The organism is Qipengyuania rhodophyticola (genome assembly GCF_042493225.1).
GTDB lineage: Bacteria > Pseudomonadota > Alphaproteobacteria > Sphingomonadales > Sphingomonadaceae > Erythrobacter.
Window position 1 is genome coordinate 770,710 of the sequence record NZ_CP170454.1, and the last position, 21,607, is coordinate 792,316.

General features: G+C 58.0%; 23 protein-coding genes. 15 read left to right on the forward strand and 8 right to left on the reverse strand.

The genetic code is table 11. The features are described from left to right. Positions 1–408 precede the first annotated feature (408 nt). From ACFCXQ_RS03660 to ACFCXQ_RS03680, 5 genes are all read right to left on the reverse strand, one after another. Positions 409–918, reverse strand: coding sequence for a DUF3299 domain-containing protein (locus tag ACFCXQ_RS03660; protein ID WP_379553186.1), 510 nt, complete (start codon positions 916–918; stop codon positions 409–411). Between the two features lie 28 nt (positions 919–946). Further along, positions 947–2,296 (reverse strand): ABC transporter permease, encoded by a 1,350-nt coding sequence (locus ACFCXQ_RS03665; RefSeq protein ID WP_379553188.1) that lies wholly within the window; start codon positions 2,294–2,296, stop codon positions 947–949. Beyond that, complete coding sequence (locus tag ACFCXQ_RS03670; protein WP_379553190.1) at positions 2,293–2,946, reverse strand: ABC transporter ATP-binding protein; 654 nt, start codon at positions 2,944–2,946, stop codon at positions 2,293–2,295. The genes ACFCXQ_RS03665 and ACFCXQ_RS03670 overlap by 4 nt, the downstream gene beginning before the upstream one ends. Before the next feature lie 24 nt (positions 2,947–2,970). Next, complete coding sequence (locus tag ACFCXQ_RS03675; protein ID WP_379553192.1) at positions 2,971–3,297, reverse strand: hypothetical protein; 327 nt, start codon at positions 3,295–3,297, stop codon at positions 2,971–2,973. 88 nt (positions 3,298–3,385) lie between these two features. Further along, entirely contained in the window at positions 3,386–3,547 is a 162-nt protein-coding gene (locus tag ACFCXQ_RS03680; RefSeq protein WP_379553194.1) for a MerC family mercury resistance protein, read from the reverse strand. A 39-nt stretch (positions 3,548–3,586) separates the two neighbouring features. Between ACFCXQ_RS03680 and ACFCXQ_RS03685 the strand changes: the two genes are divergently transcribed. The 5 genes from ACFCXQ_RS03685 to ACFCXQ_RS03705 all read left to right on the forward strand — a co-directional run bounded on the left by ACFCXQ_RS03685 (position 3,587) and on the right by ACFCXQ_RS03705 (position 8,870). After that, positions 3,587–4,189 carry a DUF1826 domain-containing protein gene (locus ACFCXQ_RS03685; protein WP_379553196.1) on the forward strand — a complete coding sequence of 201 codons (603 nt, stop codon included), beginning with the start codon at positions 3,587–3,589 and terminating at the stop codon, positions 4,187–4,189. A 12-nt stretch (positions 4,190–4,201) separates the two neighbouring features. Then, positions 4,202–5,431 (forward strand): GTP-binding protein, encoded by a 1,230-nt coding sequence (locus tag ACFCXQ_RS03690; protein WP_379553198.1) that lies wholly within the window; start codon positions 4,202–4,204, stop codon positions 5,429–5,431. 5 nt (positions 5,432–5,436) lie between these two features. Next, positions 5,437–6,555, forward strand: a complete 1,119-nt coding sequence (locus ACFCXQ_RS03695) for a CobW family GTP-binding protein (protein ID WP_379553200.1) — start codon at positions 5,437–5,439, stop codon at positions 6,553–6,555. A 339-nt stretch (positions 6,556–6,894) separates the two neighbouring features. Next, the gene (locus ACFCXQ_RS03700; protein ID WP_379553202.1) at positions 6,895–7,956 is read left to right on the forward strand and encodes a diacylglycerol kinase family protein; all 1,062 of its coding nucleotides are present in this window, start codon (positions 6,895–6,897) and stop codon (positions 7,954–7,956) included. Then, positions 7,953–8,870, forward strand: a complete 918-nt coding sequence (locus tag ACFCXQ_RS03705) for a hypothetical protein (protein ID WP_379553204.1) — start codon at positions 7,953–7,955, stop codon at positions 8,868–8,870. Before ACFCXQ_RS03700 ends, ACFCXQ_RS03705 begins: the two co-directional genes overlap by 4 nt. A gap of 8 nt (positions 8,871–8,878) precedes the next feature. Here ACFCXQ_RS03705 and ACFCXQ_RS03710 read toward each other — a convergent pair whose 3' ends face one another. Further along, entirely contained in the window at positions 8,879–9,370 is a 492-nt protein-coding gene (locus ACFCXQ_RS03710) for a DUF2141 domain-containing protein (protein WP_379553206.1), read from the reverse strand. 331 nt (positions 9,371–9,701) lie between these two features. On the opposite strand from ACFCXQ_RS03710, the gene rpe reads away from it, so the two are divergent. The 8 genes from rpe (at position 9,702) to ACFCXQ_RS03750 (ending at position 19,098) form a co-directional block, all read left to right on the forward strand. Then, positions 9,702–10,364, forward strand: a complete 663-nt coding sequence (gene rpe, locus ACFCXQ_RS03715) for a ribulose-phosphate 3-epimerase (RefSeq protein WP_379553208.1) — start codon at positions 9,702–9,704, stop codon at positions 10,362–10,364. Then, on the forward strand, positions 10,364–12,337 hold the full coding sequence (locus ACFCXQ_RS03720; RefSeq protein WP_379553209.1) for a heparinase II/III family protein: 1,974 nt from the start codon (positions 10,364–10,366) through the stop codon (positions 12,335–12,337). The genes rpe and ACFCXQ_RS03720 overlap by 1 nt, the downstream gene beginning before the upstream one ends. Positions 12,338–12,345: 8 nt before the next feature. After that, complete coding sequence (gene purH, locus ACFCXQ_RS03725) at positions 12,346–13,935, forward strand: bifunctional phosphoribosylaminoimidazolecarboxamide formyltransferase/IMP cyclohydrolase (protein ID WP_379553211.1); 1,590 nt, start codon at positions 12,346–12,348, stop codon at positions 13,933–13,935. Between the two features lie 295 nt (positions 13,936–14,230). Continuing rightward, the gene (msrA, locus tag ACFCXQ_RS03730) at positions 14,231–14,911 is read left to right on the forward strand and encodes a peptide-methionine (S)-S-oxide reductase MsrA (protein ID WP_379553213.1); all 681 of its coding nucleotides are present in this window, start codon (positions 14,231–14,233) and stop codon (positions 14,909–14,911) included. Positions 14,912–14,994: 83 nt separating this feature from the next. Next, complete coding sequence (locus ACFCXQ_RS03735; RefSeq protein ID WP_379553215.1) at positions 14,995–15,462, forward strand: Fur family transcriptional regulator; 468 nt, start codon at positions 14,995–14,997, stop codon at positions 15,460–15,462. A gap of 82 nt (positions 15,463–15,544) precedes the next feature. Further along, positions 15,545–17,467: a 1-deoxy-D-xylulose-5-phosphate synthase gene (gene dxs / locus ACFCXQ_RS03740; RefSeq protein WP_379553217.1), complete on the forward strand. Its 1,923-nt coding sequence runs from the start codon at positions 15,545–15,547 to the stop codon at positions 17,465–17,467. Between the two features lie 38 nt (positions 17,468–17,505). Beyond that, complete coding sequence (locus tag ACFCXQ_RS03745; RefSeq protein ID WP_379553219.1) at positions 17,506–18,294, forward strand: alpha/beta hydrolase; 789 nt, start codon at positions 17,506–17,508, stop codon at positions 18,292–18,294. A gap of 6 nt (positions 18,295–18,300) precedes the next feature. Further along, a complete protein-coding gene (locus ACFCXQ_RS03750) occupies positions 18,301–19,098 on the forward strand; it encodes a crotonase/enoyl-CoA hydratase family protein (protein ID WP_379553221.1) in 798 nt (265 codons plus the stop codon). On the opposite strand, the gene ACFCXQ_RS03755 is transcribed toward ACFCXQ_RS03750, so the two are convergent. Further along, a complete protein-coding gene (locus ACFCXQ_RS03755; RefSeq protein ID WP_379553223.1) occupies positions 19,099–19,785 on the reverse strand; it encodes an NnrU family protein in 687 nt (228 codons plus the stop codon). A gap of 273 nt (positions 19,786–20,058) precedes the next feature. Here ACFCXQ_RS03755 and ACFCXQ_RS03760 point away from each other — a divergent pair, with 273 nt between their 5' ends. Continuing rightward, positions 20,059–20,634 (forward strand): PEPxxWA-CTERM sorting domain-containing protein, encoded by a 576-nt coding sequence (locus ACFCXQ_RS03760; protein ID WP_379553225.1) that lies wholly within the window; start codon positions 20,059–20,061, stop codon positions 20,632–20,634. 67 nt (positions 20,635–20,701) lie between these two features. On the opposite strand, the gene ACFCXQ_RS03765 is transcribed toward ACFCXQ_RS03760, so the two are convergent. Further along, entirely contained in the window at positions 20,702–21,172 is a 471-nt protein-coding gene (locus tag ACFCXQ_RS03765) for a PaaI family thioesterase (protein ID WP_379553226.1), read from the reverse strand. A 75-nt stretch (positions 21,173–21,247) separates the two neighbouring features. Here ACFCXQ_RS03765 and ACFCXQ_RS03770 point away from each other — a divergent pair, with 75 nt between their 5' ends. Beyond that, on the forward strand, positions 21,248–21,589 hold the full coding sequence (locus ACFCXQ_RS03770; RefSeq protein ID WP_379553228.1) for a winged helix-turn-helix transcriptional regulator: 342 nt from the start codon (positions 21,248–21,250) through the stop codon (positions 21,587–21,589). The last annotated feature ends 18 nt before the right edge of the window (positions 21,590–21,607 follow it).

The following is a 21,607-nucleotide window of genomic DNA, read 5'->3' on the forward strand; positions in this document are numbered from 1 at the left end:
ACCGACTCATCTCAAGAAAGACTATGCGAACCTTACGAAACCAGGCGATGGCCGCGCGGAAAGCCATGTCTGCAACACATGGGTGAATTTGGCGAAACGCGCCTCAGTGCGATCTCAGGAAGTTCACCTCACAGAAACCGACTATTCTGGTTGGCTGATGCAGTCCCAACCGAAAGGCAGACCAGGATGGTTTGGAAGAGAGCCGGTGCGGGCAAGCGCACCGGCTCTCGATCTAGTTGGTATGTTGCTTAAGCTGATCCAGCCATTCGAGCCGGGCGCATATTGAAGCTACCCCGTTCTTATAGATTGCTTCTTGAAATCTAGCTTCGACGATTAGGGCGCAAGGTGCTGGCAGTCTAAAGGCGAACTCGTCTCCGATTGGCGCAAGTATCGCAAGGACGCGCTGACTCAGCTGGGCCTCGCGGCTTTGAGACGGTAGAAAATGCCGCTCTCGTCCTGACCTGTAAGCTCAAGAACGCCGCTCACTATGTGAACCTTGGTTTCATTGGTGGGGAATGGGGTGTTGGCATAGACCTCAATGAACTGATTTGGCCCGGCGTGGAAATGAAATGGGCAACCGGGCGGATATGCCAGCAGCACAAAGCGCTTTTGGCTTGCCCCTGCCTCTAGCGGCATCATCCAGCCAGCGACTTTAATGCGCTTGCCCGCCAGTTTTCTCACTTCAGGTGTAAATTTGGGCTTGGAAACAATATAGCCCTGCGCATCGGTTCGCGTCGTCTCGCCGGTGGCCTCCAGGACTTTCCAAGACGTACCACCTTTAGGTGTTGCTGCTGGCTTCCAAATGTCCTCTGTCGCTTTGATTCCCGTATCTTGCATGGCCGAGGCGCCCATAGTGATGGGGAAGAACAGCGCCAAAATTCCGCCGAAAACAATCAGGTCTTTCATCCAAGCTTTCATTGCCATGATCTCCTAAAAGTCCATCTCTTCACGCACGCGCCAAAGTCCGCGCCGGATCAATTTGATAAACGCGCAGCGCAGGAATGAGCGCTGCAACTGCGCCAATCGCGAGCACCACGACAATTAAGCCCAGCTCCGCCGATACTGGCTGCCAGGGTGCAAGTCCAAGATCCGCCAATGTTGGGAAATTCTCCCTTGCAACCATAATCAGCAAATGCGCTGAGATCCAGCCGAGCACAGCGCCCAAAGCCGCCGTTATTATCCCTTCCACAATTACTGTTGCGAAGACCTGAACGCGGCTGGCGCCCATCACGCGCAGCAAAGCAAGATCACCCTCGCGGTTGCGGACCATGTTGAGCAGCGCAACGAAAATCGCGAGCCCCCCTGTAACAGCAAGGAGCCATGCAAATATGCGAATGCCTTCGAGGCTCGCCCCCAGCAGCTCAAGCAGCCTTGCCGTCTCGGTCGCGGGTACAGCCGCTTGCATTTCGGTTTGCCGGTTGACCATTGCCGGGATGCGGATAGCACCAGCAGCATTGCGATATGTCACAAGCAGGGCAGTCAATTCTGGCTCAAGCCCGCCGCTAGCCTGAAGCACTGCTGAGGAGGCTCGGGCTGGTAGGTTTGTCGCGGTTTGCGCGGCTACCGCGGCGCCGTGTTCATGATCGCCGTGATTGTGGCTATGCCCACTGCGTCCTTCATCAGAACCGTGATCGTGTCCCTCATGAGCCTCGCCGCCCTCATGATCATGGTCATGCGCGATCCCGTGAACGTCCCAAACACTCTCGACTGGCGTCAGGATCAGCCGGTCAATCACCGTGCCTGTCGGCGCGAGGATGCCGACCGTTTCGAAAGGCGCATGGTCGTGGCCCTGCGCACCGTCTTCCTCATCGCCGAAGCCGTGATTGCCAATGAATTTCTGCCCCAGACCGGCACCCGTATCTGCCGCAACGCTCGCGCCCAAAACCGCCTCCATCGGAGCGTTAAATGTGCGCCCATGAGCAATCTCAGCCTGATAGAGCTCACTAAAACCGGCGTCTGTTCCAACGATGCGATAGCCGTTGAAATTGTCGCCGAGCGCCAACGGTATTGCCCGCGCCACAGCGGGATCACGCTTCAATAGATCAAGACTGCTGAGCGGGATATTGCCGGTCGGCTGGTCGATATGAAAAATGCTGGATAGGATCAGTTGGAGCGGTGAGCCCTTAGCGCCAACAACCAGATCAACACCGCGCGCATCACGCTCAAAACGCTCGCTCGCCTGCGATCCAAATTGCAGCAAAAGCACCAGCATCGCGACCGAGATTGCCAGCAATAGTACATTGAGCGCAGTGGTAAGCGGTCGGTCCCGTAAGTAAGCGATAGCTAGCCTGATCATGCGCCCAGCTGCCCTTCTTTGAGCTCCAATGTCCGCTCGAAATACGGTTTCAACCTGTCGTCATGCGTCGCTACCAAGAGCGTTGCACCAGCCTCCTCAGCCACTTCGATCAGCAACTTGGCCACGCTTTCGGTATTTGTATGATCGAGCGCAGATGTCGGCTCATCAGCGATCAATACCTTCGGGCGAACCACCAGGGCTCGCGCAATTGCCGCGCGCTGAGCCTCGCCCTGACTTAGCTCAAACGGACGTGCATGTGCCCGGTGCGCGATGCTCAATCTATCTAGTGTCTGTGAAATCAGAGCGCTATCCGTTGCGCCGGTTTGCAACTTTTGGGCAAGCGCAAGATTTGCCGTCACATTGAGGGCGGATACGAGGCGCAGGGTTTGGAAAATGATGCCCATCGAACGCTTGCGAACATGGTCGCCATTGGCCGCGTTTCCGGCCTTCGTCACATACTCATCGCCCGCTCGAACGGAGCCACTGTCAGGCGTTTGCAGCCCGCAGATGATGTTTAGCAGAGTTGATTTTCCTGAGCCGGAAGGCCCCAACAGCAACGCCCGATCATTCTCGCTTAGCGTAAACGAAATGTCAGAAAGTACGGGTTGGCCGCCATAAGCCTTGCCGACTTCAAGAACTGCAAGTTCCATCGTTTTGGCCCGCCAAGCAATGCGTCAACGAAAGGTAGCGAGATCCTCAGCGGAAATCGGACCATTGCCTGTGTCTCGTTCCCACTCACGCGGAGGTGTCTTGCTCGCCTGTTGCTTGCGCGGTTTTGGTTTGCCAGCTTCGTCCTGGCTTTCGGCCTGCTGGGGTGGCTTGCGCCGCTCAGCGGACTGCGTCGGGGCAGGTGGCGGAGCCAAACCACGGAAGCCGGGCATCTGGGCAAATGGATTGTAGCGATGGAACCCAGGCATCCCGTCCAAATCGCAGGCAGAGGCCGCGGTTGGAAGAGCCACGAGAGTAAGCGCCGAGGCGAGCGAGATAACTTTTCTTACCATGGTGTGTCACATTATATCACATCCTGAATTGAGTCCAGCCTTACACTCGGAGCATTGGCCTGACATCTCCAAATGGCAGGCACGCAGGTCAAATTTCAAATCGCAGCAACACGGCGAGCACAGGCGGCAGCGCCACACAATGCAACACGCAAAGCACCGACAGTGTCATCCCCATTCGGTCCGCAGACGGACTCATATCAATACCGCTCACACACCCACTTGATTTAACCAAGGCCAGCAAATATACCATGTTATAACATCACATGCTGCGTTTGGAGCCACAAGGCTAATGTCGACGACACTCGATTCTATCGCCCAAATTTCTGACCAATCCACGATCCTGCGATCCATCAAAGATGAGGCATGCAGTATCGCGATCTGGGAACGCCAACCTCTCGGCTGGACCAGCGGCCTGATCACCGACGGGACTAGAGATATTCGGCTAAACACCCCGCTCAGCGACGTTAGAGTAAATGTTGCGCAGGCGCTGCCCTCTAGCGGCTTTGGCAACCATGCCTCTCACCGACATCTCGTCGATGACATCGTAGACTTGGCTGACTTATATTGCTCGACCCTTGGAATAGAGGAACTGGAAGTCAGGCTAGAGGTTGTCACCACCGATTCGTGCCGCAAATGGCACGCAGACTATGTGAAAGCGCGCCTCATCACGACCTATAGTGGCGATGGCCCGCAATGGCTTGATGCCGGCGACGCTGACCGCGTCAAACAAGGCGGCGAGCCGCAGCGTATCAATCAATTGCGCACCGGTGATGTCGGCATCTTCAAAGGGAAGCTCGCGGCCGCTCATCCGGCAATCCACCGCTCTCCGCCCATCGCCGGCACCGGTCAAACCCGGCTTCTCCTCGTGCTCAACCACACCGACAAAGACTGAGAGACACCTTGCATGCAAAACGCTGACCAACGCCTGCCGGTGACGGTCCTTTCAGGCTTCTTGGGTGCTGGCAAAACCACTTTGCTCAATCACATTCTTAACAATCACAAAGGCAAACGCGTCGCCGTGATCGTCAACGATATGTCCGAAGTGAACATCGACGCCGATCTGGTGCGCGGCGGAGAAGCAAGCCTGTCACGATCGGAAGAAACCCTGGTTGAGATGACCAATGGCTGCATTTGCTGCACTCTTCGCGATGACTTGCTTAAGGAAGTGCGCACGCTCGCTGAAGATGGCCGGTTTGACTATCTCGTGATCGAAAGCACAGGCATTTCGGAGCCTCTACCAGTTGCCGCCACCTTCACTTTCAGAGATGAAGCGGGCGAATCCCTGGGCGATGTCTCCCAAATAGACACCATGGTGACAGTCGTTGATGCGATGAATTTGCTTGCCGACTATTCGAGTAGCGACCTGCTTTCGGCACGCGGCGAAACCGCTGGCGAAGGTGATGATCGCAGCCTGGTTAACCTGCTGGTCGAGCAGATCGAATTTGCTGACGTAGTAATCGTCAACAAGGCCAGCGAAGTCAGCGAAGAACAACTCGCCATGGTCAAAAAAGTGGTGGCATCGCTGAACGGTGATGCGCGCATTATCGAAGCGGACCATAGCAAAGTTGACCTCGATCATGTTGTGGGCACGGGGCTCTATGATGAGGAGAAGGCTGAGCAGCATCCACTCTGGCTGAAAGAGCTTTACGACTTCGATAGCCACCGCCCAGAGACGGAAGAATACGGTGTCGAGAGCTTTGTGTACCGCGCGCGGGCGCCCTTCGATCCGGCCAAGTTCTACGCATTTTTGACTGGTGAGAATTTGGATAATGTCATCCGCTCAAAAGGCCACTTTTGGCTTGCAACGCGCCCGGATTTTTTGGGAGAGTTGGCGATTGCGGGCACGCAGAAGAGCGTCAGCCGAATGGGCCGTTGGTGGGCCGCCGTGCCGAAAAACCGCTGGCCCGACGATGGTACGTTCGAGGTATTTGTCATCAAGCACTGGGACCCTGCCTGGGGTGACCGAAGGCAGGAAATCGTCTTTATCGGGATCGACATGGATCAGGGAGCGATTACATCTGCACTTGATGAGTGCCTGGTTACGGCGAACGAGTTCACGCCTGATCAGTGGGCCGAAATGCCCGACCCCTTCCCCGCGTGGGACGCAGTCGAGCCAGTACCTGAGCCAGTCTGACTCCAATGAGCCATGCCGTTGATCGCATACCTGTCACACTGCTCACTGGTTTTCTCGGGTCCGGCAAAACCACACTCCTGAACCGGCTGATCATTGAGCCGGAGATGGCCAATTCGCTCGTGATCATCAACGAGTTCGGATCAGTAGGGCTCGATCACGACCTGATCGCGCATAGCAATGAAGATGACACGATTGTTGAAATGTCCAGCGGGTGTTTATGCTGCACCATAAAGGGCGATCTCCAAAAGACCTTGCGCGATGCTCCTTGGCGGTACGCGCGAGACGGTCAACGTTGGTTTGATCGAGTTATCATTGAAACGACCGGCCTAGCTGATCCAGCGCCGATTATTCACACGATTATGGCGGACAAAGCGCTGCTAGGGCAATATCAGCTCGCTGAAATCATCACGCTGGTTGATGGGATCAACGGGGCCCAAACGCTCGATGCACAGCCCGAAGCGCTGAAACAAGCCGCCGTGGCCGATACGTTGATCGTGAGCAAAACTGACCTTGCCGATCCAAAGGAGCTTGGGGCTCTCATACGCAGGCTTCGCGTGCTCAATCCGCCTGCAAGCATCTTACTCAATAGGCCTGATGCGCCAGATACTAAGAACCTGATCGGCCGCGCGACCTTCAACCCAGAACTTAAGAGTGAGCAGGTTCGCGAATGGCTTAACGAGGAAGCCTATATCGGCAATGCCAACGCCAAACACGGCCACCACGATGCGCATGATGACCACGCGCATGATCATCATCACGATATAAACCGGCACGATGATCGAATACAGTCGGTGTGCCTTACACTTGATGAGCCATTGCCTGTCGAGGTTTTCGATCAGTGGCTTGATCTGCTGGTGACCGTAAGCGGCGTCAACATGCTGCGGATTAAGGGCTTGCTGAACTTAAAGGAGATTGACAAGCCACTGGTCATTCATGGTGTCCAGCATATCTGGCACCCCCCTGCTATCTTGCCGGAATGGCCCTCAGATGATCGGCGCTCGCGGATTGTGTTCATCATGCGGGACATGGGTGAGAGCGATCTTCACAAAGCGCTAGACTTCGTTACCGACCGGGTCAAACGCGCTCACTTAGATGGCAAAAGCGCGTTGCAGCTTAGGTCCTGATCCTGAGAGGCCTCACTTGATCTACATAGGGTTCCGGTTGGGGGCAGACGAACCAAAGAATGCGTGAATCTAAGTGACCGCAATGGGGTCGTGAACACACTGGCGACTTTTGCCAGAATGTCTGGTTCTTATGTGCACAAATGGAATGCAATCCTTCACCTCAGCAGGTGCTCAGGTTTCGTTACACAAACGTGTGAATTGGACCACTCCCAATACACAAGCGGGCCTTCGGTTAGCGCCTACTGCATAGCAGTGCGCTTACATGCCTTGCCTCTGAGACGGTGAGCATCACAGTGATACTGGCGCTCTGCGCTTTGCACGCGTAAAGGGGCATACATCATGGACCGATCAATCCACGAATTTGATAAATTGCCCGAGGTTGAGCAGGGCAAGAAATCCGCGGTTGCACCTGCGGCCAGAGCCGCCGGCGTGGGCAATGCTCATGAGAGTCCAAGTGGCAAGATCGGTGTCATTTATAATCCGCGCAGTCACCGCAACAAAGGGCAAGATCTCGACTGCGCCAACAATGAGCGTGTGCTGCTTGCGGTGCCAGAGACCCGGCCTGATATCGGCAAGGCAATTGCAGATTTTGCCGAGGCTGGGATCAGCTATCTGATCATTAATGGCGGTGATGGGACAGTGCGCGATGTGCTCACATCCGCTGTGCCAATTTATGGCGATGATATGCCCCCGATTGCGGTGCTGCCCAAAGGCAAGACCAACGCTCTGAACGTTGATATAGGCTCACCCAAAGACTGGAATATTGGCGATGCGATAAAGGCTTTTGACAAGGGCGATGCCGGTCGCCGGATTACGCGCAGACCGCTGCAGATCACTACTTTGGACGGCACGTCTGCGCCGGTTCGCGGGTTTATTCTGGGGGCAGGTGCCTTCACGCTGGGCACAAAGGCCGGTCAGGATGCGCATAATCTGGGCTTCTTCAACAGCCTGGCGGTTGGCGCGACCGGCGTGTGGGGCATGCTGCAAGCGCTGTTTGGCAGCGACAGCAACCCTTGGCGGCGCGGTGTCGAAATGGGCTTGCTTCTGAAGCCTGCGGGCACGCCGGTCCCGCATGCGGGTTTTGGCGATCGGGCCCGCCGCGCAATTGTCTTGTCGAGCACTTTGCGGCGCATGCCGATGGGTATCAAATTGTATGGGCCGGAACGCGATGGCCTGAAACTGGCAGTGCTTGATGCGCCCCGCCGCCGCGTGCTTGCCGCAGTCCCGATGATTCTGGCGGGGTGGCAATCGCCGTGGATGGCGAAGAATGGCTATCACCAGGTCGATGCAGAAGCGTACGAGCTGGAAATTGGCGATCAGTTTATTCTGGATGGCGAGGTTTTTCCTCCCGGGCGTTATTGCGTCTCGCAGGGCCCTGAGCTGACTTTCGTTACCGAATGAGCGAAAATCCAGTGGAAGCGGGGCTACGGGAACGGTTGGCGTGGCGCTTGGCCGTGGCTCCTCGCGCAGAAGTGGCCGAGTATGCACAGATGCTTGCGCAAGAGGCTGGCGCGCTGGCGGTGTTGTTTTACGGCTCAAACCTGCGCACTGAATCGCTGGAAGGTGTGCTCGATTTCTACCTGCTGATGCCAGGCGATCAGGTGGAGCGGATTTGGCCCAAAGTGAGCTACCGCGAATGGCACAAAGGCGGCGAGGTTCTGCGCGCTAAGATCGCGGCGATGTCCCTGACGCAGTTCACCAAAGCGGCAAGCGGCCAATCGCGCGACACGACCATTTGGGCGCGCTTTGTGCAGCCTTGCGCGATGATCTGGGCGCGCGATGAGCAGGCAGGGGCGGCGGTGCTCGATGCATTATGCGCGGCATGCGTGACTGCTGGCCGGCTGGCGGCTGCCCTTAAACAAACACCGGGCAGTGCTGAGGATTTTTGGCGCGCTCTGTTTCGCGCGACGTATGCGGCGGAATTTCGCGTCGAAAAGGCTGGCCGGGAGGACTCAATAATCTCGGTCAATCAGGAGCATTTTGACGGGCTGTTGCCGCTCGCTTGGGAGGCGGGCGGCCTCGCGTTTACGCGTGATGGAGAGATGCTGACGCCGACGCTTGATCCAGCGACGCGCAAGCAGATTTTGCGGTGGTGGCGGCGCCGCCAAAAGCTTGGCAAACCGCTCAATCTGGTGCGGCTCGCCAAAGCGACAACGACGTTTGAAGGCGCGGCCGCTTATGGCGCGTGGAAGCTTGAGCGGCACACGGGGATTGCGCTGGAAGTGACGCCGTTTCGCGAGAAGCACCCGCTGCTAGCGGCGCCGGGGGCCCTGGTGGAATTGTGGTTCGCTCGCCGAAAGCAAGGCCGCCAGTAACCCTACCCCTAGCGGTAGCGCATATTGATCGAGATGTTCTCCAAACCATTCACGGTGAAGCGCGTTTTCTTATAGCTCGGCTTGCCCAAATTCCAGATGGTGAGCCTGGGGTTGTTCGACATCGCGCCGCCATCGGTCGACAAGTCAGTCTTGCCATTGTTGTTGACGTCGTGACGCACCGCAATGCCATAAGTGCCGTCAGCGGGCAGCGGCATGCAGAACTTCATCGATCCAGCGCGTGCAGGAGCTTCAATTCGGTAAATCCACTTACCCTTTTCCAGCCAGTCGGCCTTCGTTCCGCGATAGGATTGGACGCGGATCGTGCCAGCGCTTGCCTTGATGTTGTTGATCGTCACCCACACGCCCGTCGCGCCGCTCGCACATTTGCCTGTGTCATGCGAGATTTTCTGGCGATATTGCGCATGCGCTTCGCTTTCCAAAGCAAGGCCGCTCAGCGGCAAAGCTGCAGCAAGGGCGAGAAGGGTCAGAGCGCGGGTCATGTCAGGTCTGCTTATATGTCCTAGTTTTCGGTTGTGTGGCGGTTCGAAAAAACCTCTGATACGGGCACATATGGAGCGCCGATGACGCATATGCCGTGCAGGGCTGCGAATGCTTTGAACCCCATGTTTCGACGCTACAAATACCGATCACGGCGTGAATTGCACCTGAATTGAAGTGTTTCAACGTGTTAAGCGGCGTGTGCCAAAGTGGAAAGGTCCATGAGAAAAGGCCGATATGCGCACGGGTCAATGTGGAAAAGGCCTCGGCCTGCCCTGTTCACGGGTGAGCGCTCCGCGTAACTGACTATAAACTAACGCGACCGGAGCCCGCATGGCCGCCCCACTGATTTCCCCCTCCATTTTGTCAGCCGATTTTGCCCGGCTGGGTGAAGAGGTGCGTGCGATTGATGAAGCGGGCGCGGATTGGGTTCATATCGACGTGATGGATGGCCATTATGTGCCCAACATCACTATTGGCCCTGATGTCGTGAAAGCGCTGAGGCCGCACACAGACAAGACGTTTGATGTGCATTTGATGATCGCGCCGATTGACCCTTACCTCGAGGCATTTGCCGAGGCGGGCGCAGATATCATCACCGTGCATCCCGAGGCTGGGCCGCATATCCACCGCACGCTTCAGGCGATCCGGGCCATGGGCAAGAAAGCAGGCGTGGTGCTCAACCCCGGTACGCCGGTTGATGTGCTCGACAATCTGATGGATCTCGTCGATCTAGTGCTGGTGATGAGTGTTAATCCGGGCTTTGGCGGGCAGAGCTTTATTCACTCTCAGCTCGACAAAATTCGCCGTATTCGCGCGATGATTACGGCGACAGGCCGCGACATTCATCTGGAAGTCGATGGCGGGGTCAATCCGGAAACGGCACGGTTGTGCGTCGAGGCTGGCGCCGATGTTCTGGTCGCCGGTTCTGCCACATTCAAAGGCGGGCCAAGTCAATATGCGGCGAACATCAAAGCTCTGAGGGGTGAGGGATAGTGGCGCAATCGCTCGATCTTGATGGCGAGCACCGCGTAAATGGTGAGGCTGCGGACAGCCTTTCGCCCGATACCGATGCCGGCGCGCAAACTGCTCTACCGCTGCCCAATCTACTCGATGAGGAAATGGTCGTTCGGCCCAAGGCGGCTGAGCCACACGCTCCTGAAGCGAAAGCGCCGGCTGAACCCGCTTCGATAGATCCCGTTCCTCTAGAGCCGGGGCGGGCGCTGACGGTGGCGGATTTTGCACCGCCGCGAACGGGGCCAATCGATGCCAGCATCCGGCTTGCATATCGGCTTGGTGTTCCAGGCTCAGTCTTGGCAGCGCCATTTCGCAAGGCCGCGGCGCCGCGGATTTTGGCGACGGTTGAGGGCGGCGTTCCCGGCGATAGAGCGCGCGGCGTGGCGATGCGTGCCGGGCATTTTCTCGTCAACGGGGTCAAGGCCCCGATTGCGCAAATGGATTTTGCATCCAGCACGCGTTTGACCCCTCCATTTGCGCGGGTCATTCATGGGTTTGCTTGGCTGCGCGATCTTGCGGCCAGCGCGCCGCGTGAGCAGTGCATTCCCGTGGCCGAGCGGGTGTTTTCCGCTTGGCTGAAAAAGCATCGGGGGCCTGCTAAAACCCCGGCATGGACCGCAGAATTTGCAGGGCAACGCCTGCTTGCATGGCTAATCCACGCGCCGCTGATACTGTCTGATGCGACCCCTGGGCTGCGCACGCAAGGGCTCGAGGCGATTAGCGATACGGCCAAGTGGCTCGACCGCAATGTTAGCAAGGCCGAAGACCGGCTTGGCGCAGTCCATGGCTGGTGCGGTGTTGTTGCGGCGGGGCTATTGCTACCCGATGGCAAGCCGCGGCGCCTCTATGGTGAGAGCGGTCTGCTGCGCACGCTGGGCGAGGCGATTAGCGATGATGGCGGCGTCTTGTCGCGCAGCCCGATGGCCCAGATGGACGCGATTGCTGTGCTCACTGATTTGCGTAGCTGTTACGAAGCAGTGGATGAAGATCCGCCCAAGGCACTTGAGACGATGCTCGCCCTGCTGGTTCCGCCGCTGCTCGCGCTGCGCCATACCGATGGCGGGCTTGGCTCGTGGCAGGGTTCTGGCGCGGTTGGCGCGAGTGAGCTTGCCGGCCTGATCGAGGCATCCCGCGTAAGGACCCGTCCGGCCAAGGATATGCGCCAATGGGGCTATCAGAACATCACCGCCGACAAGACGGTTCTGCAATTTGACGCAGCGCCTCCGCCGCGCACTAAACATGCCCGCTTTGGTTGTGCCTCAACGCTGGCATTTGAAATGTCGAGCGGCGGCCATCGGCTCATCGTGAATTGCGGCGGGGCAGCGCTCGCCGGGGGGCAAACGCCAGTCCGCATTGAGCAAGGCTTACGCGGCACTGCGGCGCATTCCACACTTGCGCTGGATGAGGCCAATTCCACCGCCGTCCATATCAAGGGGCAGATTGGCAAAGGCGTCGAAGAGGTCGATATCACGCGCGGTGAAATCGCCACCAAGACTCGCACAGGAAAGCGTGTCGGGACTAAACTTGAGGCAACTCATGATGGCTATTCAACGCGCTACGGCCTGATCCACCGCCGTATCCTCATCCTCAGCGGTGACGGCGGTGAATTGCGCGGCGAAGATGTGCTGGAGCCGTCAAGCAAGCGCGGCAAACGCGGCAAGATTGCTTACGCCATTCGCTTTCATATTGGGCGGGGGATTGATCTTGGCCTCTCCGAAGATAAGCGCGGCGCGGGCCTTGCTCTGCCCGATGGCAGCTATTGGCAATTCCGCTTGGGCACCAGCAATGCTGGCCTCAATGATGACGCACAGGACGATGCAAAGCTATCTATTGAGGAGAGCATCTGGATTGATGGCGAGGGGCGCCCTCACCCGATTGAGCAATTGGTGGTTGAGGGCCTTGCCTCACGCAGCGGGGGTTCATTCCCCTGGATTTTGAAGAAAATGGGATAAAGCAACAGATGTCAGAAGTGGCAATCAAACGGGCATTGCTTTCAGTGTCCGATAAGAGCGGTTTGGTTGAGCTGGGCCGCGATCTTGCGGCACGCGGGGTTGAACTGATATCGACAGGCGGCACCGCCAAGACGCTGCGCGATGCCGGCCTTGAGGTCCGCGATATCTCCGATGTCACAGACTTTCCTGAGATGATGGATGGCCGGGTCAAGACGCTGCACCCCAAGGTGCATGGCGGTCTGCTGGCGGTGCGCGACAACGCAGAACATGCCGCCGCGATGGAAGAGCATGCGATCGGCGCGATCGATCTGGTGGTGGTCAATCTCTACCCGTTTGAAGCGACGGTTGCGAAGGGTGCGGAGCGGGACGAGATCATCGAGAATATCGATATCGGCGGGCCGAGTATGGTGCGGTCTGCCGCAAAGAACCACGCCTTTGTGACGATTGTGACTGATCCGGCAGATTACGAAACGCTGGCGGGCGAGCTTGAAGAGCGCGGTGGCGCGACTTCGATGGAGTTTCGCAAGGCGATGGCGGCCAAGGCCTTCGCCGCGACCGCTGCTTATGACAGCATGATTAGCCAGTGGTTTGGCTTTGCCGATCAGGGCAAACTCTTTCCAGACTTTCTCGCGGTGAATGGCCGAGCACCAACCGAGCTGCGTTATGGAGAGAACCCGCATCAAAAGGCGGCGCTTTATCTGCCGGTGGGGCCGCATGGCTCTGGTATCGCTCAGGCTGAGCAGCTTCAGGGCAAAGAGCTGTCCTATAACAATTATAACGATGCGGATGCGGCGCTTGAGCTGTGCGCGGAGTTTGCTGGCGGTGCGCCCGCAGTAGTAATCGTCAAGCATGCCAACCCTTGCGGCGTCGCGCAGCGCGGCAGCTTGCTCGAGGCATGGGAGGAAGCGCTGGCCTGCGACAGTGTCTCAGCCTTTGGCGGAATTGTTGCGGTCAATACCGAGCTCGACGGCGCAACCGCCGAAGCCATCGCGAAGATCTTCACCGAGGTGGTGATCGCGCCTGCGGTATCAGAGGAGGCGCGCGGGGTATTTACCAAGAAGAAGAACCTGCGCATTTTGGTGACAGGCGACCTGCCTGATCCGCGCCGCGGGGGCCTGGCAGTGAAACCGATCACTGGCGGGCTGCTGGTGCAAAGCCGTGACAATGGCGCGCTTTCGGAAAGCGATCTGAAAGTCGTCACTAAGCGCGAACCGACCGAGCAAGAGCTCAAAGATTGCCTGTTCGCATGGACCGTGGCTCGGCATGTGAAATCAAACGCCATTGTCTATGCCAGAGATGGCGCGACCGCCGGGATTGGCGCGGGTCAGATGAACCGGCGTGACAGCTCACGCATCGCTGCGATGAAAGCTGCCGAAGCGGCGGAAACCTATGGCTGGACTGAACCGCGCACCAGAGGAAGTGCGGTGGCGTCCGATGCATTCTTCCCTTTCGCCGATGGCCTGCTCGCAGCAGCAGAAGCGGGCGCAAGCGCAGTCATTCAACCGGGTGGCTCCATCCGCGATGATGAGGTCATCGCGGCTGCGGATGAGGCTGGCCTCGCCATGGTCTTCACCGGGATGCGGCATTTCAGGCACTAGGTTTGATTGTTGTGTTCTCGGCTAGGCTCAAATCGAAAAACTAATCCTATTCACATTCCACACGGATATGCTGAACAAATTACAACCAAGGCATTAACCCTCTTGCAAAGGATCCATGTGTAACCCCGTGCGCTCTACGTACGAAAGACACCACATGACACTTTTTAGCCAAGACCTTTTTCGCCAGTTCGCCATCGGCTTTGCCATTGGTGGTATCGTAGTTACGCTGACCAATCCTTCGCTGTTCGCGGTGTTTGGTGCATTTGTAGCTTAACGACGTGATTTGAGAATTCGTATGAAACTGCCCCATATCCTCTTGACCTCTCTCGTCGGTCTGTCGCTCGCTGGTTGCCAGCAGCAAGCCTTTGCTAGCGAACGGATCGTCAATGCCCCGAAGGCTGAGCGGATCGCCAAAGAAGGCACAGGCCTCAAAACTGCGATTTTTGCGGGCGGTTGTTTTTGGGGCGTTGAGGCGGTGTTCAGCCATGTGAAGGGCGTGCAAAGTGCGGTTTCTGGTTATCACGGCGGCACCAAACGTCAGGCGGATTACAAGCTCGTTTCCTCCGGACTCACCAATCACGTCGAGGCGGTGAAGATCGTCTATGATCCCAAAGTCATTCGGTATGACCAGCTTTTGCGGATCTTCTTCGCGGTTGTTGCAGACCCGACTTTGAAGAATCGCCAAGGCCCGGATCGCGGCCCGCATTACAATGCTGAGCTTGTTCCGTTGTCGAAAGAACAGCGTACCGTCGCCGGCGCCTATCTTGCGCAAATGAAGGCGTCGAAGAAGTGGGACCGCCCAATTGTGACTGGTATTGTGCCAGCCAAAACGTTCTACACAGCCGAAACCTATCATCAGGATTTCGCCGACAAAAATCCTCGCCACCCGTATATTTTGCGGTGGGACAAGCCGAAGGTTTCGGCGCTTAAGCGGCTCTATCCCGGCGTCTATCGGGCCAGCTTTAAGCGCAATTAGGCGCCTTGAGCGCGTTCCAGCAAGTTCGCCGCCTTGCTCTCAACTAACTTGAATAGAACCGTGCAAGAGCCTAGCTCTCGCATATGGCTGTTCACGCACATGATCACACCGAACATGCGGGCGAAGACCTGCTTGATGCCGCGCGCCGCACACTGACCGAAGCCGGCGAGCAATGGACCGGCATGCGGCAGTCCGTGTTTGAAGAGCTGGCGACTCATGAAAAGCCAGCTTCCGCGTATGATATTGCTGACAATCTCTCGCGCACTCGCGGCAAACGGGTGGCGCCTAACAGCGTTTACCGGATCCTGGACTTGTTCGTGCGCACTAATCTAGCCAATCGAATTGAGAGCGCGAACGCCTATCTCGTCAACACCCATCCGGGCTGCCGGCATGATTGCATCTTCGTGATTTGCGATGATTGCGGCAAGGCGACGCATCTGGACGATGACCGGGTGACCGGGGCCTTGCGAACTGCTGGGCAAGATGCAGGGTTCGCAGACGTTCGCCCCGTCGTCGAACTGCGCGGCCTGTGTCAGCGGTGTGCGGCCTAGAGGCTTGCAGCGTCGAGTCGTGCATTTTTATCGATAAGTCGTTCATCGACAGTTTTGTTTTTCGGGTGTAGTACACTTCTTTATGACCAAACGCCCTGACACGCCGCTGCTCGACACGGTCGATACACCCGCCGATCTCCGCAAACTTAACAAGGACCAGCTGCGCCAGCTCTCTGATGAGTTGCGCACGGAAGTGATTGACGCGGTGGGCACAACGGGCGGCCATTTGGGCTCTGGCCTTGGCGTGGTCGAGCTGACTACGGCGATTCATTATGTCTTTAACACGCCGGAAGATCGGCTCGTCTGGGACGTGGGCCATCAATGCTATCCGCATAAGATCCTTACCGGGCGGCGCGACCGCATTCGTACGTTACGTCAGGGCGGCGGCCTCAGCGGCTTCACCAAGCGCAGCGAGAGCGAGTATGATCCGTTCGGCGCTGCGCATAGCTCAACCTCGATTTCAGCCGCGCTTGGTTTTGCGGTGGCTAACAAGCTTCAGGACAAGCCGGGGCGCGGGATCGCGGTGATCGGCGATGGCGCGATGAGCGCGGGCATGGCCTATGAGGCGATGAACAATGCCGAGCAGGCGGGGAATCGTCTGGTCGTGATCCTAAATGATAACGATATGTCGATTGCGCCGCCGGTGGGCGGGCTGTCGGCGTACCTCGCGCGCATGGTCTCCTCTAGCGAGTATCTGGGGCTGCGTTCGCTCGCGTCCAAGGTTGCGAAAAAGCTCTCACGGCGCGTTCATTCCGGCCTCGAGAAGGCGGAAGAGATTACGCGCGGACTGGTGACTGGCGGGACGCTGTTTGAAGAGCTCGGTTTCTACTATGTTGGCCCGATTGACGGGCACAATCTTGAGCATCTCATCCCGGTGCTGGAGAATGTGCGCGATAGCGATCAGGGGCCCGTTCTCATCCATGTGGTGACGACCAAGGGCAAGGGCTACGCACCTGCCGAAGATAGCGACGACAAATATCATGGCGTGCCGACATTTAATGTGGTCACCGGAGAGAAGAAGAAATCCGCTGCTGGTCCGCCAGCCTATCAGAATGTGTTTGGCGACACGCTGGCGAAGCTGGCTGAGACCGATGATCGGATCTGCGCGATTACCGCTGCGATGCCATCGGGCACGGGCGTGGACCGGTTTGCCGCTGCGCATCCAGACCGCTCCTTCGATGTCGGCATTGCTGAACAGCATGGCGTGACTTTTGCTGCCGGTTTGGCTGCCCAAGGCATGCGGCCCTTTGCAGCGATTTACTCGACATTCCTGCAACGCGCATATGATCAAGTGGTCCATGACGTCGCGATCCAGAACTTGCCGGTGCGGTTTGCGATTGACCGGGCTGGGCTCGTCGGCGCGGACGGCGCGACTCATGCGGGTAGCTTTGATGTTACCTATCTGGCGACACTGCCGAATTTCGTGGTGATGGCGGCCGGCGACGAGGCAGAGCTGGTTCACATGACTTACACCGCAGCCGAATATGATGATGGTCCGATTGCCGTGCGCTATCCGCGCGGCGGCGGGGTCGGTGTGGAGCTACCCGAAGTCCCGCAAAAGCTGCCGATCGGCAAGGGCCGCATCGTCAAGGAAGGCAGCAAGGTTGCGATCCTCTCGCTCGGCGCACGTTTGGGTGAGGCCCGCAAGGCTGCTGATCAGCTGGAGGCCAAGGGCCTTAGCACCACGGTCGCGGATCTGCGCTTTGCCAAGCCTCTTGATGAAGAATTGATCGAGAAACTCATGCGCAGCCACGATATTGTGGTGACGGTTGAGGAAGGCGCGATTGGCGGGCTTGGCGCGCATGTGCTGACCTTTGCGAGCGACAATGGTCTGACTGATGGCGGCCTGAAAATCCGCACTTTGCGACTGCCCGATATTTTCATCGATCAGGATTCGCCAGAGAAGCAATATGACGAGGCGGGGCTCAATGCGCCGCAGATTGTCGATACGGTTCTGGAGGCGCTGCAGCATAACTCAGCTGGTGTGGAAGAAGCGCGGGCGTAAGCAGGAATGCGCGGGCCGGATTTCGGGTGAAGCGCGCCGTGCTGGCCACTCTAGGTGTAGTCGCAGTTTGCTACATCGCTTTTGCGGCCCTTGTTACGCTTGCGCAGGGTAAGCTCATCTATCCCGCACCAAGCGGACCCGGCGTGGACGTGCCGGGCTTTGAGCGCATCACTTATACAACCGAAGACGGGCTCGAGATCAGCGCAGGCTACCGCGCGGCGGACCCGGGCCAGCCCACTATCGTCTATTTCCATGGGAATGGCGCGGATTGGCAGTCCAGTGTGGTGGCGACTGATCGGCTTGTGCCGCTAGGTTACGGCGTGCTCGCGGCGGAGTATCGCGGCTATCGCGGCAATCCGGGTACGCCAAGAGAGGCGGGGCTTTATGCCGATGGGCGCGCGGCGCTCGCGTTTCTGGAGGAGCGAGGTGTCGCCGCGAGCGAAGTCGTGCTGATCGGCAATTCGATTGGATCAGGTACGGCGACTCAGCTTGCGACAGAGATCAATCCAAGAGCGCTCATCCTGATCTCGCCTTTTGCGAGCCTAACGCGCGTTGTGGGCGAGAAAATATGGTGGCTCCCGACGAAGCTGCTCCTGCGCGATCGCTATGAGAATGCAGCGAAGATTGGCGATGTTGCCGCGCCCACACTCATATTGCATGGCGATGCAGATACGCTGATCCCGCATGCGCATTCAGAGACGCTTGCGGCCGCGTCACCAAATGCTGAGCTGGCCATCTTCCCCGGCGCAGGGCATGATCTGGCATGGCAGGACGCCGCCGAAATGCGCGTGGCCGAGTTTTTGATCGCGCTAGACGCAGAGGAGTAGACCCATATGTCGCTGGTGAAGTTTGAAAAAGATGGCGCGGTCGCGGCCCTCACGATTGACCGCGCGGAGACAATGAATCCGCTGGGCGCACCGGGCGATGGCGAAGAATTTGCCTCCGTCTGCGATCAGATCAACACCGATATGGACATTCGCTGCGTCATCCTGACCGGGGCGGGGCGGGCCTTCTCAGCGGGCGGCGATGTCAAGGCGATGAAGGAGCGCAGCGGCACATTTGGCGGCGTGCCCCCGGCAATCTCAGACGGCTATCGCAACAATATCCATCGGATCTTGCGCGCGCTTTACGGACTGCGTGTGCCAGTGATCGCGGCTGTTAACGGCCCGGCAATCGGCCTGGGCTGCGATGTCGCCTGCCTTGCTGATATTCGCATCGCCTCGGACAAGGCAAAGTTTGGTGTCACCTTCCTGAAGCTCGGCATTATTCCGGGCGATGGCGGCACATGGATCTTGCCCCGCGTGATCGGGATGAGCCGTGCAGCCGAACTGTTTTATACCGGCGATGTGATCGGCGCGGAGCAAGCGCGCGAATGGGGCCTCGTCAGCCGCGTTGTGGAGCATGACATCCTTCTCGCCGAAGCGCGCGCAATGGCGGAAAAGATCGCCATGATGCCGCCGCATGCCTTGCGGCATACCAAGAACCTGCTGCGTCAAGGCACGCAAATCAGCTATGATACCGCGCTGGAAATGGCTGCCAATACGCAGGCGTTGATGCATCCGACGGATGACCATATGGAGGGCGTCAGCGCACTGATCGAAAAGCGCACTGCGAACTTCAAGGGCGGGTAATCACACCCAGCGCCAGACGCCCGCCGCACCGCCGCCGGCTGGCTGATGTACCCAAGTGAGCGCTAGCCACAGCGCAGTCCCGATGAGCCACGGCTTCCAGCCCGCGCGAAACAGCCCCGGGATGCTGGGTACAAAGCGGGTTTGCGCTACATAACCATCCCACACTTCGCCCATTGTGTGGCGTTTCTTGGCGTCCATGAACTTTGCGCCGACCAATGCGAGGATTACAACTGCGTTCATCACGATCAGCGTTCGGTCGGTGGGAGCCGCGATGATATGCGCAAGTGCCCAAAGCGCGAAACCCCACATCATCGGGTGCCGCGTCACGCGCATCATGCCACTGGGCGCGGCGGCGGCATGTTTCTCGGCGCCGGGGACGGCCATAGAGGCGTTTTTGGGTGTAATTGCTCCGACGAACAGCACTGTGCCGGCCAGGGTCAGAGCGCTTCCAATGGCCCATGATACGTCATCGAAGCCTGGCCAGAACGGGACGCTCGGCGCTTCGACCGCTTTGAACGCGAAATACATCCAGACCATCGTCGCGATGACAATGACTGAGTAAACCACCTCAAAAATCTGCGGCCCCATCACGCGCACCATCGGCGCGCGCAGCGGATGCGACATCGCGAAATGCAGACCGACAAAGGCAAGGCTAGCGGCGACCAAAGATGTCAGAGCTGGATCCATAATGTCCTCCCATTGTCAGCATAGCCTTGGTGAGTGATTGGGCAAGGCCAAGCGCCATCCGCCCTGACCCCTCCACATATCTGCCTCGCTATTGCCAATTGGAATGATAGTGTCTCGGGCGGGTGCGCTAAGCCGTACCATTTTGGCGCAATTCACTCTTGAGGCGCCAGAGCGAAGGTTAACGGGCTGGTAATGGCTTTCCCACTCAGCTATTAGATGTCTCAAGAAAGGGTCAATTCTTATCAAGCACGATCGTGCGCTAGGAGATTACCCTTGAATATCCTCACTAAAGTGGCCCTGCCCGCACTTGCGCTGGGTGCTGCGTTTACCGCAACGCCGGCCGCTGCCAATGTTATGATTGGCGATACTATTGACTGTGCCCAAGTGGGCACCGGCACTTTTTCTTGTGATTTTGCCAGCGCCACCGTTGGCACTGGCTCAGAGTTCACCGTAGGAAATTCCAACGGAGATTTTCTGAGTTTCGATTTTGACACCAATTCTCTTGTTTTGACGGCGCTTCGAGACCAAGATCTGGGCGCGACCATTCTCAACTTCACGAATGCTGCTAACCCGTTCACCACCGCGCTTCTCACCAGCACAAATGGCATAACACCTGACGGCCCAGGAGCTGGTGGTGATGGTTTCACACAAGGCGATGTCACAGTGACAAACGGCGTGCTGTCAATCAATCTGATTGATACAGCACTGGTGGACGGGGCTACGGCAACGTTTTCCTTTGCCGCCGTGCCAGAGCCATCAACTTGGGCAATGCTCCTGCTGGGCTTCTTTGGCCTAGGCGCTGCCATGCGCCGCGAGAAGAAGGTGACCACCAAGGTCGCTTACGCTTAAACGAGCAGAACTCTACAAAGGGGCCGCCGGGTAGCGATACCGGGCGGCCTTTTTTGTGCGCGGTGGGTTATCCGTCCTTCGCGCGCATATCCGCCTCGCTATTGCCGGTGGGAATGATCGTCCCCTGCGCGGTTGCAACCAGGCGCGTTTCGCCCGCCTCATCTTCGCTCCACACATCAGCGCGCACGACCACTTGCCGCCGCCCGGCTTTGATGACTGTCCCGCGTGACCGGAGAGCTTTGCCCATAGCGGGCGCGACGAAGTTGATTGTGTAATTGCCGGTGACGACATCGCCAACCGCGCTCGCGGCGGCCCAAGCGCAGGCATTGTCTGCCATCAGGCCAACAATGCCGCCATGTGCAAACCCGTGATGCTGAGTCATTTCGGGTCGCAAGACGAGCCGCAACTCGCTCTCACCCTCCCACACCTTGAGTGGTTCCACATCCAGCCAATTGGAGAAGCCAGAACGCTTAACCGCAACCTCTTTCATGTAGGCGAGCGATGCTTCGGGCGAATCGAAGCGGGAGGGGGTAGCCATGACGAACTCCTATAGTCTGTAAGGCAGACGTAATGGCACTTGCTTTGATCGCAATCAAGTCTGATATGCAGACCCATGAAGCAATATCAGCCCTCGACTTCGCCTTGCCCAATTGGCCGCGCCTCCCGCGTGCTCGGCGACAGGTGGGTGCTGCTCATCCTGCGCGAGGCATTTCTTGGCGTCGATCGGTTCGAGGATTTTATGACGCGATTGCCGATCAGCCGTGCTGCTTTGTCATCACGGCTGACCATGATGGTCGAAGCGGGTTTGATGGAGCGGGATCCGCCCGACGCCAAGCGCGCGCGCTATGCACTAACCCAAAGCGGACAGGCGCTTGCGCCGGTCTATGCCGCCATTACTGAATGGAGCGGTGAGCATCTATTCGCGGAGGGCGAGCAGCCGCGCAAATGGGATTGAAGGCATACCGCGCCCGCG